Annotated in this window: 10 protein-coding genes; 1 reads left to right on the forward strand and 9 read right to left on the reverse strand. The window is 50.2% G+C overall.

Features of this window, described 5'->3' with window-relative positions; genetic code table 11:
- Window positions 1-154: 154 nt before the first annotated feature.
- The 9 genes from HALA3H3_RS00145 to HALA3H3_RS00185 all read right to left on the reverse strand — a co-directional run bounded on the left by HALA3H3_RS00145 (window position 155) and on the right by HALA3H3_RS00185 (window position 13,301).
- Window positions 155-1,594 carry a mannose-1-phosphate guanylyltransferase/mannose-6-phosphate isomerase gene (locus HALA3H3_RS00145; protein ID WP_022519995.1) on the reverse strand — a complete coding sequence of 480 codons (1,440 nt, stop codon included), beginning with the start codon at window positions 1,592-1,594 and terminating at the stop codon, window positions 155-157.
- A 47-nt stretch (window positions 1,595-1,641) separates the two neighbouring features.
- A complete protein-coding gene (locus HALA3H3_RS00150) occupies window positions 1,642-2,025 on the reverse strand; it encodes a GtrA family protein (protein WP_022519996.1) in 384 nt (127 codons plus the stop codon).
- Entirely contained in the window at window positions 2,000-2,959 is a 960-nt protein-coding gene (locus HALA3H3_RS00155; protein WP_022519997.1) for a glycosyltransferase family 2 protein, read from the reverse strand. The genes HALA3H3_RS00150 and HALA3H3_RS00155 overlap by 26 nt, the downstream gene beginning before the upstream one ends.
- A gap of 8 nt (window positions 2,960-2,967) precedes the next feature.
- A complete protein-coding gene (locus HALA3H3_RS00160) occupies window positions 2,968-4,818 on the reverse strand; it encodes a DUF6311 domain-containing protein (protein WP_022519998.1) in 1,851 nt (616 codons plus the stop codon).
- A 12-nt stretch (window positions 4,819-4,830) separates the two neighbouring features.
- A complete protein-coding gene (locus HALA3H3_RS00165) occupies window positions 4,831-6,207 on the reverse strand; it encodes an undecaprenyl-phosphate glucose phosphotransferase (protein WP_022519999.1) in 1,377 nt (458 codons plus the stop codon).
- 10 nt (window positions 6,208-6,217) lie between these two features.
- Entirely contained in the window at window positions 6,218-7,669 is a 1,452-nt protein-coding gene (locus tag HALA3H3_RS00170) for a TolC family outer membrane protein (protein WP_022520000.1), read from the reverse strand.
- Window positions 7,669-9,048 carry an HlyD family type I secretion periplasmic adaptor subunit gene (locus HALA3H3_RS00175; protein WP_022520001.1) on the reverse strand — a complete coding sequence of 460 codons (1,380 nt, stop codon included), beginning with the start codon at window positions 9,046-9,048 and terminating at the stop codon, window positions 7,669-7,671. Before HALA3H3_RS00175 ends, HALA3H3_RS00170 begins: the two co-directional genes overlap by 1 nt.
- A 1-nt stretch (window position 9,049) precedes the next feature.
- Window positions 9,050-10,804, reverse strand: a complete 1,755-nt coding sequence (locus HALA3H3_RS00180; protein ID WP_009288091.1) for a type I secretion system permease/ATPase — start codon at window positions 10,802-10,804, stop codon at window positions 9,050-9,052.
- Window positions 10,805-10,961: 157 nt separating this feature from the next.
- On the reverse strand, window positions 10,962-13,301 hold the full coding sequence (locus HALA3H3_RS00185) for a DUF4214 domain-containing protein (RefSeq protein WP_022520002.1): 2,340 nt from the start codon (window positions 13,299-13,301) through the stop codon (window positions 10,962-10,964).
- Window positions 13,302-13,518: 217 nt separating this feature from the next.
- Between HALA3H3_RS00185 and HALA3H3_RS00190 the strand changes: the two genes are divergently transcribed.
- Window positions 13,519-14,162 (forward strand): DUF4214 domain-containing protein (locus tag HALA3H3_RS00190; protein ID WP_144410441.1); only part of this gene is annotated, 644 nt, incomplete at its 3' end.

Here is a 14,162-nt window from a genome sequence, read left to right on the forward strand (position 1 = left end):
TGAGCGCTATTTTTACCGCCCTTGGGCGAAAAGACCTTGCTTCAACCTGCCCTAGCGCTCGTTATCGAATACTGCAGGAGAAGTCATTTCCAACTGCGATAGTTCTGGCAAACACACCGACGGATTGTGTAAAGAACATGCTTTCGTCCGTCTTCTATTCTCGCCCATACTTGTCGTTGTAACGCACAATGTCGTCTTCCCCAAGGTAGGATCCCGTTTGCACTTCAATAAGTTTGAGAGGAATCACGCCTGGGTTTTCCAGGCGATGTACAGTTCCCAATGGTATATAGGTGGATTCATCTTCGGAAAGCAGGAAACTATGTAAATTAGAGACATCCCCATGACCTTCGCCTTGGGTTACCTGGGCAGTGCCTTGAACCACAACCCAGTGCTCGGCACGATGATGGTGCATCTGCAAGGAGAGCTTGCCACCTGGTTTAACGACAATTTCTTTGACCTGAAAGCTATCCGTTAACACCATGGTGCGGTAATGCCCCCAGGGGCGATAAACCTGCTGATGCGACTGACACTCTTTTCGTCCCGCTGCCTTAAGGGCATTAACAATTAATTTGGTATTTTGCGCCTGACGACGATCGGCTACCAGCACGGCATCGTCGGTTTCGACAATGATCAGGTTATTAACCCCCACCGCTGCCACTAAGCGAGACTCACTATATACCAAGCTGTCGTTGGTTTCATGGAGCATTACATCACCATGTATTGCGTTGCCGTTCTCTTTATCCTCGCTGGAGCGCAGCTCGTGGAGCGCGTCCCAGGCGCCTATGTCACTCCACCCTGGAGACATGGGCACAACGGCCGCCTGGTTAGTATGCTCCATTACAGCGTAGTCAATGGATTCGCTGCGACACTGTGCAAAGGCTTCTTCGGCAACACGCAGAAAGTCCATGTCTTCTGAGCGCTGCTCATAAGCGGCCTGGCAATTGGTCAAAATGTCGGGGGCATAAGCTTTGAGAGCAGCTAAATAATTGCTGGCCTTGAACAAGAAGATGCCACTGTTCCATAGATAGTCGCCGCTGGCTAAGTAGCTTTCTGCTACCCCTAGATCAGGTTTTTCGACAAAGGCCTCAACGCTAAAACCTCCCTCCAGCGCCTGCCCACGTTTTATATAGCCGTAGCCTGTGTGCGGCGAGGTTGGCGCAATACCGAAGGTTACCAACTTATCTTGCTGGCTCAGTAAGCGGCCTTTTTCTACGGCGTCAGCAAATGCCTTTACGTCTTTAATGACATGGTCAGCAGGCATTATCAGTAACTCGGCTTCCGGGTCGGTTTTGGCTACTGCTAATGCGGCAAGCGCTAATGCGGGAGCTGTGTTTCTACCGCAGGGCTCCAGAATGATTTGGCTCTTCTTAAAGCCGAGTTGATGCATTTGCTCAGCAACTAAAAAACGGTGCTCCTCGTTACATACGATGATGGGGTCACCTGCGTTGGTGACACCTTTTAGACGTAGCGCCGCTTCTTGAAGCAGGCTGACGTCGTCTCTATGCAAATTCAGAAACTGTTTTGGGTAGTGCTCACGCGATACAGGCCAAAGGCGCGAACCTGAGCCGCCAGATAAAATCACCGGTATGACCATATTTTCCTCGAAAACGTATTTTACAAACATCAAAAAAGGGGCTGGTATTACTGGGTGAATACCCAACACCGTGCTAGCACGTAACTTGCCACAGCAGCGACTACCACCGCCGTGGCGATGGCCCAAAGCCCGGTTACCCCCACCCCTAAGGCACCCGCTAGCACTAGGTTGTTAATACTAAATCCAGCGAGAGACATGACGGTAAAGCGCCATAGACTTGCACTGCGACGAAAAGTAACCCGCTGATGGCCTGCTAATGAGATGCCAAAGGCGACGCTATAGGCCAGCGCATTGACGATAAACTCATGAAGCGCTGGGAATACCATTATCATCAACGCTGCCGCCAGGATATGGGTCATTGATGCCGCTAGCCCAATAAGGCCGAAGCGCAGCATCTGCCATAGTTCAGCGAGTGGAGGTGTATTCGTCACTGGTGTCCGCCACGATGTATAAGGGCCGCTGTTTACTTTCAATAAAAAGACGGCCGATGTATTCACCTAAAATACCGATAGAGAGCAGCTGCATACCGCCAAAAAATAAAACAGCTGTCATCAATGATGCATAGCCTGGCGCATCGCGCCCGAGAAACAACACTTGGCTAATGATGATGATAATATAGATAAACGCTAAGCAGGCGATGAGCCCGCCAATATACGACCATATGCGCAGCGGCAGCGTACTAAAACTAAACATGCCATCTAAGGCAAAGTTCCATAATTTCCAATAATTAAATTTAGATTCCCCCTTCAGACGTGCGGGACGTCGATAGGGAACGCCAATACTTCGATAACCGACCCAGGCATAGAGCCCTTTCATGAAGCGGTTACGCTCCGGCATTGAGCGCAGGGCTTCGATCATGCGACGATCAATCAAACGAAAATCACCAGCGTTTTCAGGGATCGGCGTTTCAGTAATACGGTTAAAAAGCCGATAGAAGCCACTGGCCGAATGGCGCTTAGCGGCCGTATCATCAGGGCGTTCGCTGCGAATACCGTAAACCATATCGACACGCTGCTGCTGCCAAATCGTGACAAATTCTAGAATGAGTTCGGGCGGGTCCTGGAGATCCACATCAATGGGCACCGCCGCATCGCCATGTGCGTTGAGCAAGCCAGCCGAGAGCGCTGCTTCTTTACCGAAATTGCGGCTTAGCGCAATAAACCCAACGCTTTCGTAGCATTCAGATAGCCGTTTTATCTCGCGCTGGGTTCCATCTGTTGAACCGTCATCAACCATCAAAATACGCCACTGCCACGGAGCGTCGGCCAGCACGCTGTGCACTCGTTGAACAAAGGTCGTTACGGTATCGACCTCGTTAAACACTGGAACGACAAGCGTAATGAGAGGGGGAGTATTAACGTCCATGCGATCCTTTATTGGGTGGCTTGTGATGACAACGGTGAGTAACGACCTGACGAAACCGCAACGGGTTGCCATAGAATGGTGACGTTTTCATGCGTCACACAGGCCCAGCTGGCTAATCGACACGCTTGTTGCGAGAGCTCGTGGTCGGTTATCAAATACACATGCCCTTCGGGCAATTCACCTTGTGCCAAATGGCGGCGATAAGTTTGTGTTGCTGTGTCGATGATTTGTTGATTTGCCCTGGCAAGGTAAGCAACGTTGATTGAGAGATGGTGTTCTGCTGCCAACCACAAGTAGGGTTTAATGGCATCAAGGTCATGTGCTGGAAAGGCGATCAAGCTGTCGTGTGATGCCCATACCTGACTTAACTCGTCATCCTTCAATACGTCGTAAGCACGGGGGTCAACACGACTGGCTTCGACTTGATTTTTAACCTTGTTGCGCATGAAGCTGTACAGCTCGCGCAAATCTTCTCTTTGCACCACCATGGCTAGAACCAGCAACGGTAACAGCCAGCATGCTCTCATATTTTGGGCAAGCTGGATAAACGTAATAACCAATAGTAAGTAAAGTAGCGGCCATACCATTCTACCGCTTGACCGTAGATAATCTTTGAACGGCTCAAACAACATGTCGTAGTAGAGCGGAATACTGCCTTGGCCTATCGATACTTCTCCAGCCATAGCGAATGCAAACAGGCCAACGGAGGCTATCCAAGCTGGTAGCCAGCGGTGATCAACTAACGCTTCTTGATGGTAGCCATCATTATTTACTGCATTAACGCTTGCTAGATTTACCCCGCGATTAAACCAGGTGCTGACTATCAGCGCTAACCACAGCAGCAAAACACCTGCGCCAACATAGGCCATACCTTCGTATTGACCTTCTTTAGCGGGCTGCCAGCCGGGAAAAAGCACTGATAGTGACGTAAAATTGTCGTTAAAAAACCATGCCGATGAACGCGGATTGAAAAACGTCAGTAGTTCAGCGGAATAAAAGCCGTAGCCACCCGACGCGGCGCTTTGGCTATCTAAATGAAAGTAGCCTGCCCCCCACATCACAACGAGGATAGTGCAGGGTGTCGCCACCCCCATCAGCCACCACGCTTGATAGCTGTAGAGCACGCTCATCATATGCTGTCGTACTGGCTTGTCTCTTGCGTCAATCGCCCCTTTCACCACCCTATAGCTAATCGATAACCACCAAACCGCCCAAAACACGCCTGCCATAAAAAAAAGATAGAAATGCATCAAAACAGCCACTGTGAGCAGTAACAGCCAACAAGCGGCCCCCTTGAGGCGTTGTTTTTCGGTTGTCAGCGTAAGCTCAATGGCGATTAGAATTATCCAATGCGCAGTTAAGGCTTCGTGGCCTTGAATACCGATACCGCGCAAAATAACGATGGGCAAGCTGCTGATGAGCAATGCGCCAGCTAGCGCTGCATAGGCGGGAACACCGACGCTCAGTAGTAACCGACAAGCTACTAAACCGTTCAAACAATAGTTAATGACAATGGCTAGCCCTAAATATTGAAAAGTGTCGGGCAGCCAGTGGTGGAACAATTTTAGAGGAATAGCGTAAAGCGGTATTGAGTCAGTATAGACAATACTTGTGGATAGTTCAGTGGCTAGCGTTTTCACGGCCCCTAGGGGCCAACCCCACGGCTCCTGACGGAAAAACTGCCAACCAATGTAATGTTGAAAAGAATCACCTTCGTGTAAAAGCCAATCAGCATCGCGAGGGTCCAGCATGCCACGGTAAAAATAAACAGCTAAAAGTGCTGATAGAATGCCAGCACCAACTGCCGTGATCGCCCCGTGCTTTTCGTACCACCAGCGCCACGTCCCTGTCGTCTTCATTGGTCGCTTACTCTAAGGCTGTCGATTCACAAATCCATGCGTGATGGTCATGGCGAGTATTTTGAGATCAAACCCCAACGACCACCGTTCTATATAATAAATATCGTATTCTACCCTCTTTTCCATCAACTTGACGTCGTCCGTGATGCCCCGCAGGCCGTTTACCTGGGCCCAACCTGTCATACCCGGCTTGACGCGATGACGCTGCATGTAGATATCAATGTGGTCTTTATAGTGGTCGTTGTGATCCATGGCGTGGGGCCTTGGGCCAACAAGCGACATTCGGCCTTGTAGTACGTTATAAAGCTGGGGAAACTCATCTAAGCTGGTACGTCGTAAAAAGCGTCCCAATGGCGTTACACGGTCATCATCGTAGGCAGCCTGCTGCGTTGTATCGCTTTTGTGCAGACGCATGGTTCTAAATTTATAAATTTTGAAGCGCTTTCCGTCTAGGCCATGCCGCTCTTGCTTGAATAATACCGGCCCACCCATTTGCCAACGAATTGCCGCTGCAACTGCTAACATTATCGGGCTAAAAAGCACAAAGAGCACTAGACCTAGCACGCGGTCTTCCAGTGCTTTAATAAAACGCATGGAGCCACTAAGCGGGGTGTAATTAAGTTCTAATGAGTAGAGGCCCGCCACCTGCGTAATACGGTGGTTCAACAAGCGTATATCAGGTAAGTCGGGGAAAAAGCGAATACTAGAGGGAATACCGGCAAGCAGGCGCATTAAGTGGCGCACGCGATTACCTTGAACCAGGGGGTAACCTATCCATATTTCGTCAAAATTGCGCTGAAAAATGTTCTCTTGGGCGAAAGCAGCCATTTTGTGAAAAAAAGTCGTGTCGTCTTCATCAATATAATGACCTACCACTACATACCCCGCATGGGGTGTTTCAATGACTTTTTTTTCTAATAGGGCGATATTATCCTTTTTACCAATTAACAGCACTCGCTTTAAGTTATGCCCTTGTGCGCGCAGGCGCCTCAAGTATCCGTACAGCAACGTACGCATTACACTGCCCACTGCTAGCACCGATAATGCAGAAACACCCATCCACAAACGAGAGAAACTCTGTGTGCCTTTAATGGCAACAAGCAATAGGCTGAGCAGGGCAATAGTCGCTACCCAGGTCACAAGATAAATACCGAGCATGGTGTAAAGGCTGCGCCCACGCCAAGGCTGGTAGAGCCCGAATAGCTCACCTACAGCGGGTAGCAATAGACTGCCAATAAGTATCAAGAAAAGGTAGTCATTGCCATCGTGGTCGATATCGGGCATCAGCCAAAGAGTAGCCAATGCTACTAACGTGGCTATACCCGCATCAAAGCAACGCATCGCGCGACGCAACCACTCACTACCTTGGCTTGTTTTTATAACGGCCATAGTATGATGGCTACCGAGCTACCTGCGCTGATGTGGACATTGAGGCCAGTAGCTCCATAATGCGAGCCAAGTCATCGCTTTCCAAGCTCCCGACTGCAGCATGCAGCGCCAGCGTGTCCAAGGCATAATTGCCCACGGTATCAACGTACTGAATACGCTGATCATAAAGACTCGCACGAGCATCAAGCACATCGACAAGATCGCGTAGTCCTAATTGTTCACCTCGTTCGGCGGCATCTAAAAACAGTTGACTCGATGAAATAGCTTGATTCAACGCCTCCAAGCGACGTTCGCCACCGTTAAGTGCTCTGATACGCTGCCGCACCTCTTGGATCGCAAGGTTGCGTTCATTATCGAGAGCAGCCAACCCTGCCTCTATACGTTTTTCACCTTGCCGAACGCTGGCATTAGTGTAGCCACCACGATATATAGGTACGCTTAATTCCACGCTCGCCCGGTAGTCTTCGCTTTCTCTCAGTTCATCGTCACTGACCCGATCTGAATAACTAAGATTTAGGTTTAGCTCGGGGTAGTAACCAGAGCGCCTGACGCTACTATCAGCCTGGACGACCTGTTGCTCTTCGCTAGCATATAGGACATTCAAGTTTTGATTAGTGCGGGCGATCCACGCTTCGGGATCACCAATATCATTATTGAGGGTAACCGTCGTAAGTTCGCCAGGCGCAGAGCTTTGAAATTCGGGCATCACGCCAGTGAGGCGCTCTAATTCGCTTAAAGCATTATCTAGCTCGTTTTCTGCCTCAACAGCATCGGATACCGCCTGATCATACCTGGATTGGGCTTCCAATAGGTCTACTCGATTCCCCACCCCTAAATCAAACGCACGACTTGCTTGGCGGACTTGCAGATCAAGTGACTTTTGCTGGGCTTCCAGCAGCCCAGAACGCTGTGCAGCTAAATAGGCTTTTACATAAGCTTCGCTTACCTGTATCGCCAGCTCTTGTTCTACAACGGCAAGCTGTAGTTCAGCAGCACTTACCTGAGCACTGGCAACATCCATTTTCCTCCAGCGCTCTAGGCTGAAAAGTGGTTGCTGTAGCTGAACTTGATAGTAAGTTTCATCAATTTCACCGGGCCTTGTTGCGGGTTGACCCAAATCTTCATCACCAACGGTTTGGATATTTGTAGAATCTTGCCATAAATACCCTCCAGTTGCGCTGATTTGGGGCAGCAGCTGTGAGCGGGCCATAGGTACTTCTTCTTGAGTAGCATCTAGCTCGTATCGCTGACGAGTAAGGTCTGAGTCGTGACGCAGTGCCCGGGCAAATAGCTCAGGCAGTGATGGCAGCGTTTGGGGTTGTGACTCCGAATTAGCCAACGCTTCTAGTTCAGTAAGCGCTTGATCATCTGCGGTAACATCGCTTTGTGCCAATGCCGGCTGACTAAGCAGCGCAACTGCAAGTACAAGCGCACTCAGGTTAAAAGGTGTCGTCCGTGTCATTAATCCTCCCGGATAGCGCGCGATAGCATGTCAGTAACTGGTTTGGCGATGTAACTAGCAAAAGTACGCTCACCAGTACGGATCATGACTTCAGCAGGCATACCTGAAAGCAGGTGCATTTGCTCCGTCATGTCCTCTTTTCCTTCGTCAGTTACCCGAATGCGCGTTTTATAGTAATTCTGACCGGTCGCCTCATCTTCGAAACTATCGGCGCTGATGTGAATAATCTCACCATCAATTATATTTGTTAGCCGCTGGTTGAAAGCAGAAAAACGAATTTCAGCAAGCTGGCCTATAAAGAGGTTATCGATATCACGCGTTGGAACACGAGCTTCCACCACAAAGCCGTCATCTGACGGAACCACTTCCATGATGGGATCCCCAGGTCGAATAACAGCACCGACTGTATGAACTTGGCGGCCCACCACGGTACCCGAAACTGGGGCGCTCACAACGGTTCGATTGACTTGGTCGGTCAACGAGGTAATGCGCTCCTCCGCTTCCGCTATTTGCGCTTGAGCATTGCGCAGCTGTTCACCTACTTCGGCCTGAAACTCCTGTTGAGTGATCTCTTTTTGCATACGAATTTCGCTGATTTGCGAACGAAGCTGAGCAATATTAGATTGGAACTCAGCATTGTCGCCTTCGTATTGCAACACTTGACGCTCGAGTTCGCGCAGGCGCTGGTTGTCGCCGAGGCCTTCGCGATACAACGAACGGAAGTCTTCCGCTTCTGAACGCAATGAGTTAATGCGCTGGTTATTAACTCGTTCACGCGCTTCTAGACCATCAATCTGCTCTTGCATTTGAATGATCTGCTGATCCATTGAGTCTAGTGTACTGAGCAGCGATTGACGGCGCGCATGAAACAAACTTTGCTGAACAGCTGTTACCTGTTGGATCCTATCGTTATCCACCGACATCAGCTCTTCGGGCATCTCAAGCGTTTCGGCGCCTTGCTGTTCTGCTAGTAAGCGCACTTCCATCGCTCGGTTTATATAGTATTGAGATTGAGCAATTTCAAGTTGCGAGCGCACCTGAGTATCGCTCAATATAACTAGAGGCTGCCCGGCCTTTACTTTGTCACCATCTTCCACCAAAAGCTCTCGCACAATGCCACCTTCAAGGTGCTGCACCGTGCGCTTAAACGACTCCATAGATACATTACCTGGGGCTACCACAGCTACCGCCAATGAAGCTGTCACAGACCACAATACGAACCCGCCAAGCGCTATACCTAGAATAGCGTAACCGAGCTTACGATAGCCTTTATCACTGGTTGGTAACTTCTCTTGAGCCTCACCTTCAATGGTAGCTGGGCCTTGTGGCGTTACATCAATTTCGCTTTTGGCTGGGAGCTGATCTTTGTGACTGCTCATATTACGACTCCTCACTACCACGACCACCTGAAATGGCGGAGAGGCGAGCTGAACCCTGTTGGCCTACTTGAGGGCGTGGCTTTTTGGCAAACTGGGCAAGTACTTGGTCTCGGGGGCCAAACATACTGACTTGGCCTTCTTTCATGACCAAAAGCTTGTCCATTGTTTTTAGTACGCTAGTTCGATGACTTATTACAAATAGCGTTGTACCTTCTGCTTTTAATTGAGCAATGGCTTGGCTCAGCGCTCGTTCACCAGCGTCATCGAGATTGGCATTTGGCTCGTCTAGCACTACCAACACTGGGTTACCATATAAGGCGCGTGCTAACCCTAAGCGCTGGCGCTGACCACCAGAGAGTGCACCGCTATTTGAGGCAATAATCGTGTCGTACCCATCAGACAGTTCCAACACCATTTCATGAACGCCTGCTTTTTTGGCGGCTGCAACGACTTTCTCTGGATCAACATTGCCAAACCGGGCAATGTTCTCGCTGATGGTGCCATCAAAGAGTTCGATATCTTGGGGTAAATAGCCGATATAGGGGCCTAGCTCGTCACGGTTGTATTGATTAATTGCTCCGCCATCAAGCCTTACGTCGCCCACCTGTGTTGGCCATATCCCCAGCAACACGCGGGCAAGCGTTGATTTGCCTGCCGCACTAGGGCCGATGATGCCAACATGCTCACCTTTAGCGACACTAAAATTGATGCCTCGGATGGTGGCCATACGCGTACCTGGAGGAGCAGCAGCTACGTTTTCTATATCAACAACACCTTGTGGAGCAGGCAGCGACATGTGGGGCTGTTCGCCTGGAATCTGTACTAGAAGCTCGTTTAACCGGCCATAGGCACCACGCGCCGATACAAAGCCTTTCCAGCCACCTATCATTTGATCGATAGGGGCCAGCGCACGTCCCATAAGGATAGAACCAGCAATCATCATGCCGGGGGTCATTTCGCCTCTGAGCACTAAGAGCGCACCCAGGCCAAGAATCAATGACTGGAACAGTAAGCGCATCACTTTAGATGTATTCGTTAACGCGCCGGCTCGGTCACTTGCCTGCGACTGCTTAGCAAGAAACTCATGATGGCGCTTTGACCAGCGCCCCATAATGCCAGGCAGCATGCCCATTGCATGAAGCACTTCAGCGTTACGTAAGTTAGAGTTGGCTAGGTTTTGCGCTTGAATCTGTTCACTATTAGCTTCAGCAAGCAAGGTTTTTGTAGACTTCTCATTAGCCACCGCTAGCGCAAATAAAATAATACCCGCACAGGTAGCAAACACCCCGAGCCAGGGGTGGAAAATAAACAGAATACCTAGGTAAACCGGCACCCAAGGGGCATCAAAAAAAGCAAACAGGCCATTTCCGGTAAGAAATTGTCGCAAGCTGGTCAGGTCATTAAGCGGCTGGGCACTTTGGCTGCCAGGGGACATTATGCTACGTCGAAACATGGCGCTGTAGAGGCGCTGATTGATAGTGGTATCTAAACGGTTCCCTATCCTCACCAACATCCTTGAACGTACCAGTTCCAGCCCGCCCATCACCATAAATAGAAATACGACGACGAGCGTCAACATGATCAGCGTATCGAGACTTTGCGTGGTGAGCACGCGGTCATACACTTGGAGCATGTACATGGGGGGAACTAGCATCAGCAAATTGACGAACATGCTAAAAAAGCCCACCGATACAAACGAACCCTTACAGGCGCTTAATGCACGCTGTAGATCCGTTGCTTCCTGTTGCTTTGCCATGGAGGGATCACCGTTGAATCAAAAGAAGTCACGCGAAGATTATCGCGGCAGCATAACAGAAACGCCCCTGCCTAGGGTAGGGGCGTTATGAGAGTAAAAACTGTCAGGAAGGGGGTCGAGCTTATCTATACCCAACCCAAGGTCTGCAAATAAACCGTTAACCAAACAGCATCATGCTCTCATCTGACTCGGTAAAACCAACCATAACGGCGCCTCGCTCGGCACCATTATCCAACTGATCCAACCAGAACTCTTTACCTGCCGAATCAGACGTTCTCTCGAGTACGTTTGAATACATCAGTTCAATAAAGGCGTCGTCTTCTAGATTCCCGTTTTGACTATTGAACTCAGCTGACGCAATAAAGCTGTTGGCAATATCACCTAAACCAGTAGTCTCCTTAATTTCCAACCAGTACCCCAACCCTTTACCATCCGCATCGCGATCAAAGGCAGCATCGTAAAGGCGCAATAGTGGGTCAACAGGCGCGCTGAAGACTGCATCGCTACGCTCATCAAGGTTTTGGATGCGCAGGTCTTCGCTGGCAGGGGTTTCTTCTTCGCTAAATGGCGTTTCGCTGAACATGCTGGCCATGTATTCAGCAAAGGCATCCTGCTCAGTGCCCTTATCGGCGAAGGTAAACTGGCCATCATCTACAAACGCGTCCATAAGATCCACGCGGTCTTGATAGCTGCCTTCATCTAACGGATAACCGTCGCCGCCGTCGGCTAAAAAGCCTAAGGTAACGACTTTGATGCTCTCTTCAGCATCACCTACCAAGCGGCCATTGGCGACCAGTACATCGTTTGCACTGCCATCCTCATTAACGATTACCGCATTTTGGATGCGCTCGCCAGCGGGTTGACTTACATCAAAGCTGTATTGGATACCGCCCACCTGGGCAAACTGACCAGCAGTGACACCCGGCGCTGACGCTGCTACCGCATGCTCCAGGATATCCAATAGCGTGCTACGCGTGACGGTAATGATGGTCAGGTCGTTATTGAAGCGTAGCGATGACGCTGCATCCAGCTGGGATACACCCCCTTCCGGCTTGCCGATAGCGGGGTTGGCGCCCGGCACCTGATAGCTGGGCTCGCTATCGCTTCCTTCCACCACGACATCACCAATCGGCTCACGAATACCACCGCCGTTCTTAAACGATACCAGTACCTCAGCATCCAGCTGTTTGGCGTACCAGAGGTTGGCGTCGGCAGTCAGGTTACCCAGGTTGGTCTCTTCGGTACGCACTGCGCCCCGCTCCCCCACCAGATAAACATCGGTTAAACCAAGGATGTTGCCGTCTTGTTCAGCAACGAATTCCCCTACGGCGCCGACTAGGTCGTTGGCCACATCCCCTTTGGTGCCTTCAGCAAAGGCGCTTTCCAGGTCGCCCCACAGCGCTTCTACCTGTTCGTCAGTGGTGGCATAAACGCCTGAGGTGTTCTCATCGATTGAATCGGCAACAACCCGCCCCTGTTCGTCAAACTCCACCACCAGCTCGGCAACGTAGCGCCAGCCACCATCAGTATTCACTACCACGACATCATTACCTGAGGCGTCCTGGGTAACAATGGGGTATGAGTCATAGGGCTCGCCCGCTCCTGGAAACAAGCCGCGGTCTTGATCTTCTTGATCCGCCAGCAGGCTATTGGAACCACCGGCAATGACGATATCGACCCCATCCAGCAGTGTCGCTAGCTCTTCTTCAAACTGAATTTGCTGAAGGTGCGAACTGAGGATGATCTTATTGATGCCCTGCGATTCTAGGTCATCAATGACTGGCTGAATCAGGTCGGCCAGGGCCTGCATGTCGTTACTACCCCCTGTCAGCACGTCTACATCACCTGGCGAAGAGATGCTTTCAAGGATTTGGGTAGTTACGCCAATAATGCCAATTTTTTCACCACCACGCTCGGCAATCACCGCCGGGGCTAGCTTAGGCTTATTAGCGCCAGCTAATAGCTCTTCCAAAGTAGCTTGGAAAGCGTCTTGGCTGAATAACTCATTGGTAGCCAGCTCGCTTAGGGCGGTATCAGCGGAGAAATCCAGGTTGGCTGAGAGGTAAGGGAACTGCGAGCCCAGCCATTCAATTTCAGCAGCCGTAGCGCCGTTAACCACAGGCGCGATCATTGCAGCAATTAGATCAGTGCCTAGGTCAAACTCGTGATTGCCCAATGTCACGGCCGCAGCGTCGACCAGATCCATCAACAGAGTCTCAACACGCCCAGAGGCCGCCGTGATTCCGCTCATGGAACCCGCTTCTAGCCCATAAATCTCTTCAACCACGGCTTGGAAGGCCGTTTGTAAGCTTGAATCAGCGGCGGCGTTCAAATACGGCCCGGGCAGAACTAAATCACCCGAACCGACAAACAGCGAGTTGGCGTACTGATCTTCTAAGTGATCCACGATAGAAATGAAATTGGGTGCGTTAAGCAGATCTCCACCGCCCCCTTCCATATCGGCTGCGTGCAGGAGTTGAAGCTGGAAATTACTCATGGCGGTTCCCTTTTTTAATCCGTGGAAAAATAGGCAAACGTGAGATTACGCAATCAACCATTGCAAATACGTGACGCTTTAAAGAAAAAGTATTCTAGCGTCGCCAAAAAATCACTTCGTAATCCAAGCATCATTAAAATAAAACATTTAAGTCATTTAATTGCTATGACTTAGTAATAAATTCAACCTTTCCATTCATCCTGTGAGGGCTGGTTAAATGACCAACTTTGAGCTTGTTTCTACGTTATATCGCGATATTTTATTGCGTGAGCCGGATGAGGCTGGCGCTAATTATTGGACTGCCGCCCTGGATAGCGGAACTGTCGATGTTGCAACCACTCTTGACTCAATGGTGACCAGCGATGAATTTCAGCTGCAAATCCAGCCTATTATTACGCTCTATAGTGTTCACCTATTACGTACGGCCGACCCTGCAGGCCTCGCGTACTGGGTCAATGAGTACCGCAACGGCTTAGCATTGGAAGAGATTTCCAATAGTTTTCAAGCGTCTAATGAGTTCGAAGCCACCGTTTCCAACTTGAACGATACCACTTGGCTAAATCAACTCTACAACAGTGTTTTGAACCGCGAGCCTGACCCAGAAGGTTTAGTGTACTGGTCAGCGCTGCTGGCGGACGGGCTGTCTCGTGAGGAGCTTGCCGCAGCATTTATGAACAGCAGCGAAAGCATTGAACAGCAACCAGCACGTGTATTAGCTCCTTTACTCGGCGATGGCTCCAGCGTGGATGATGTTGCATCGCTACTGAGTCGTTATATTGAGCAGCTTGAGAGTGAGCCAGAAGAACCTGAAGAACCAACAGAACCTGAAGAGCCAACAGAACCTGAAGAGCCAACAGAACC

Source organism: Halomonas sp. A3H3 (genome assembly GCF_000982975.1).
GTDB lineage: Bacteria > Pseudomonadota > Gammaproteobacteria > Pseudomonadales > Halomonadaceae > Vreelandella > Vreelandella titanicae.